The 3761-nt window shown below is 56.7% G+C and carries 3 protein-coding genes and 1 pseudogene; 3 read left to right on the forward strand and 1 reads right to left on the reverse strand.

The window, feature by feature from the left end:
* Positions 1 to 76 precede the first annotated feature (76 nt).
* Positions 77 to 784, reverse strand: coding sequence for a helix-turn-helix transcriptional regulator (locus tag Q0K43_RS10640; RefSeq protein ID WP_297290505.1), 708 nt, complete (start codon positions 782 to 784; stop codon positions 77 to 79).
* Between the two features lie 286 nt (positions 785 to 1070).
* On the opposite strand from Q0K43_RS10640, the gene Q0K43_RS10645 reads away from it, so the two are divergent.
* From Q0K43_RS10645 to Q0K43_RS10655, 3 genes and pseudogenes are all read left to right on the forward strand, one after another.
* A complete protein-coding gene (locus tag Q0K43_RS10645; RefSeq protein WP_297290506.1) occupies positions 1071 to 1448 on the forward strand; it encodes a RidA family protein in 378 nt (125 codons plus the stop codon).
* Between the two features lie 142 nt (positions 1449 to 1590).
* Positions 1591 to 3252, forward strand: a complete 1662-nt coding sequence (locus tag Q0K43_RS10650; protein WP_297290507.1) for a tryptophanase — start codon at positions 1591 to 1593, stop codon at positions 3250 to 3252.
* 192 nt (positions 3253 to 3444) lie between these two features.
* Positions 3445 to 3761: pseudogene (locus Q0K43_RS10655) on the forward strand (sodium-dependent transporter); the annotation flags it as partial.

Consider the following 3761-nt stretch of genomic DNA (forward strand, 5'->3'; position numbering starts at 1 on the left):
CCCCTTAAGGGGCTTCGTCCGTATCAGGCCCTTATAGGGCCTACTCAAGCCTCCGGCTTAGCCGGAGGTTTTGACTTTATGGATCGACACCGACGGCCTCGACGGGTTCTTTCCGCACCTGGGTCAGGTAACGATATATGGTGGCCTGGGAACACTGTAAAGCATCCGAGACCTCTTTGACCGCGCCTTTGAGTAAAAAGATCCCCTGGGGCTCCAGCGCCGCGATAATACTCATCCGCTCTTCGGAGGTGAGATGGTCGGCGCTCATCCCCATGCGGCTGAGTTCCCGGGCGACTGCGTCCCCGGTGACGCCGTGGATGGAGTTGTGGAATCGTTCGGCAGAGGAGAGGTGCATATCCCCGGTGCGGTCGGTGTCAAACTGGAAGCTGGTCTCCACAAAGTTGTCGGGGTGGCAGAGCTGTAAGATCATCTGGCTGGCGGCCTGATAGCGGCTGTCGTCAAAATTGATGCACAGCATACCCACCAGCCGCCCGCCATCCTTTATAAAAAAGGTGGAGGAGCGCAGTGCCTTTCCCGAAGCGGACAGGCCGGGATAGTGGAGCAGGTAATCAGTCTCCTCGTAGCTGCCGTCCTTCAGAACCTTCAGTCCCACATTGGTCAGCGGGGCGCCCACTTCCCGGCCGCTGATGTGATTGTTTGCAATGGCGATAATGGAGCAGTTGTGATCCGTCAGATCATGAAGGGCAACTTCATAATCCGGGCCCAGCGCCCGACCAAGGAAATCCGTCAGTCTGACATAATAGGAAAGCAGCGGGCTGCCCATACAATCACCTCAATTCATTTTTTAAGCAATCCGGCAATGATTTGTCGCAAGATAGAGTAGTTTAAATATAGTATAAACCATATAGAGACGTTTTGCAAAGAAACGTGATAATAATTTTGCACAACAAATGAGAAAAAATTCTGAGCAAAATGCCGATGATTATTTAGAAATGACAAAAAGTAAGGAAACATAAATAATTGATAGTGCGAAACTGACAAAAAAGCATTGACAATTGACTTGAATGGTGATAAATTTATCTCGCAAATAAGAAAGGAGGTTGTGTGGAATGAAAAAAATTATCAACACAGACCACGCACCTGCGGCCATCGGCCCCTATGCTCAGGCGGTAGCCATTGACAGCCTGGTCATCACTTCCGGCCAGCTGCCCATTGATCCTGCCACCGGTGCGTTCCCTGAGGGGATCGCGGCCCAGACCCGTCAGTCCCTGACCAACGTGAAGGCCATTCTGGAGGCCGCCGGTCTGGGTATGGACAAGGTCATCAAGACCACCGTGTTCCTCAGCGACATGAACAACTTCGGCGCCATGAACGAGGTGTACGCCACCTTCTTCAGCGAGGGCAACTATCCCGCCCGTTCCGCTGTTGAGGTTGCCCGCCTGCCCAAGGACGCCCTGGTGGAGATCGAGGTCATCGCCACCGTGTAATCCGCGCAACTCAGCGCACAAACACATTCGGAAAGGTTACTGTCCGCCTGTTGAAGGAGTTGGAAAGGCCGGCTCCCGACGACCGGGGTATCCTCTAATAAAATGATGGCGCAAAGCGCCAAATTAAATGGAGGTAAACAAAATGGACAAGAATGTGAAGCACTACCCTCTGGCTCAGAATGTTGAGATGCCCCAGCACTGCGCCTTTGCGGTGCGCGATCTGCCCCAGGCTACTGTTGAGCAGCGTGAGCGCGCCCTGAACGCCACCCACTGGAACGAGTTCTCCTTCCCCTCCGGCCTGCTGACCGTCGACATGCTGTCCGACTCCGGCACCACCGCCATGACCAACCAGCAGTGGGCTACTCTGTTCCTGGGCGACGAGGCCTATGGCCGCAACACCGGCTACTATGTGCTGCTGGACACCTTCCGCGACATCTTTGAGCGCGGCGGCGAGAAGAACTGGAAGAAGAGCATCGACCTGGTCCGCACCGACTGCCGCGACCTGGAGAAGATGATGGACGAGCTGTTCCTCTGCGAGTACGAGGGCGGCCTGTTCAACGGCGGCGCCAAGCAGATGGAGCGCCCCAACTCCTTCATCATCCAGCAGGGCCGTGCCGCTGAGTCCGTGCTGATGGAGATCGTGAAGAAGATCCTCACCGCCCGTCATCCCGGCAAGGTCTTCACCATTCCCTCCAACGGCCACTTCGACACCACCGAGGGCAACATCAAGCAGATGGGCTCCATTCCCCGTAACCTGTACAACAAGGAGCTGCTGTACGAGATTCCCGAGGGCGGCAAGTATGAGAAGAACCCCTTCAAGGGCAACATGGACATTGAGAAGCTGGAGCAGCTGATCAACGCCGTGGGCGTGGACAACGTGCCCCTGATCTTCACCTGCATCACCAACAACCCCATCTGCGGCCAGCCTGTTTCCATGGCTAACATCCGCGAGATCAACCGCGTGGCCCACAAGTATGACATTCCTCTGGTCTTCGACGTGGCTCGCTGGGCTGAGAACTGCTACTACATCAAGATGAACGAGGATGGCTACGCCGACAAGTCCATTGCCGAGATCGCCACCGAGATGTTCTCTTACTGCGACGCCTTCACCATGTCCGCCAAGAAGGACGGCCACGCCAACATGGGCGGCATGCTGGCCTTCCGCGACAAGGGCCTGTTCTGGAAGAAGTTCTCCGACTTCAACGAGGACGGCACCGTCAAGACCGACGTGGGCGTGCTGATCAAGGTCAAGCAGATCTCCTGCTACGGCAACGATTCCTACGGCGGCATGTCCGGCCGTGACATCATGGCTCTGGCCGCTGGCCTGTATGAGTCCTGCGACTTCAACTATCAGCATGACCGCGCCATGCAGTGCGAGTACCTGGCTCAGGGCTTCTACAAGAATGGCGTTAAGGGCGTTGTTCTGCCCGCCGGCGGCCACGCTGTGTACATCAACATGGACGAGTTCTTCGACGGCAAGCGCGACCACACCACCTTTGCCGGCGCCGGCTTCTCTCTGGAGCTGATCCGTCGCTATGGTATCCGCGTGTCCGAGCTGGGCGACTTCTCTATGGAGTACGACCTGAAGACTCCCGAGCAGCAGGCTGAGCTGGCCAACGTGGTGCGTTTCGCCATCGACCGCAGCCGTCTGACCAAGGAGCATCTGGACTACGTCATCGCCGCTGTGGCTCAGCTGTACAAGGACCGTGAGTCCATCCCCAACATGCGTATCCTGTGGGGCCACAAGCTGCCCATGCGTCACTTCCACGCCTTCCTGGAGCCCTACCCCAACGAGGAGAAGTAAGATCTCTCCACCCAAATTCTGGACAATTTTGTGTGACCGCATGACGTGGTAACAATGCGGCCAATCTGGCGGGACCGGCGCCCAACAAACAGAATAGTCCGTTTGTTGGACGCCGTCTCTTTTGCAATGCAAAGGTTTTATTTCGTTGCCGCTCCTCCGGGAACGGCGGCGGGAGAATGAGAGGTGTAATTTATGGCAACTCCCGATACGCTGCAAAATCAAGATGGCTTCAAGTCCCAATTTGGCTTTATCATGGCTGCTGTGGGCTCCTGCGTGGGCATGGCGAACGTGTGGCGCTTCCCCATGCTGGTCTCCCGGTACGGCGGTTTGACCTTTCTGATCCCCTACTTCATCTTCGCATTCATCATCTGCCAGTCCGGCATGATGGAGGAGTTCTCCCTGGGCCGCTGGGCCCGCAGCGGCCCCTCCGGCGCCTTCGGCAAGGCCATGGAGAACGGCGGCCACTCCAAGAAGCTCGGCGAGTGGATCGGCGGCGTGCCCGTGCTGGG

Origin of the sequence: uncultured Flavonifractor sp. (assembly GCF_944383115.1) — a bacterium.
Classification (GTDB): domain Bacteria; phylum Bacillota; class Clostridia; order Oscillospirales; family Oscillospiraceae; genus Flavonifractor.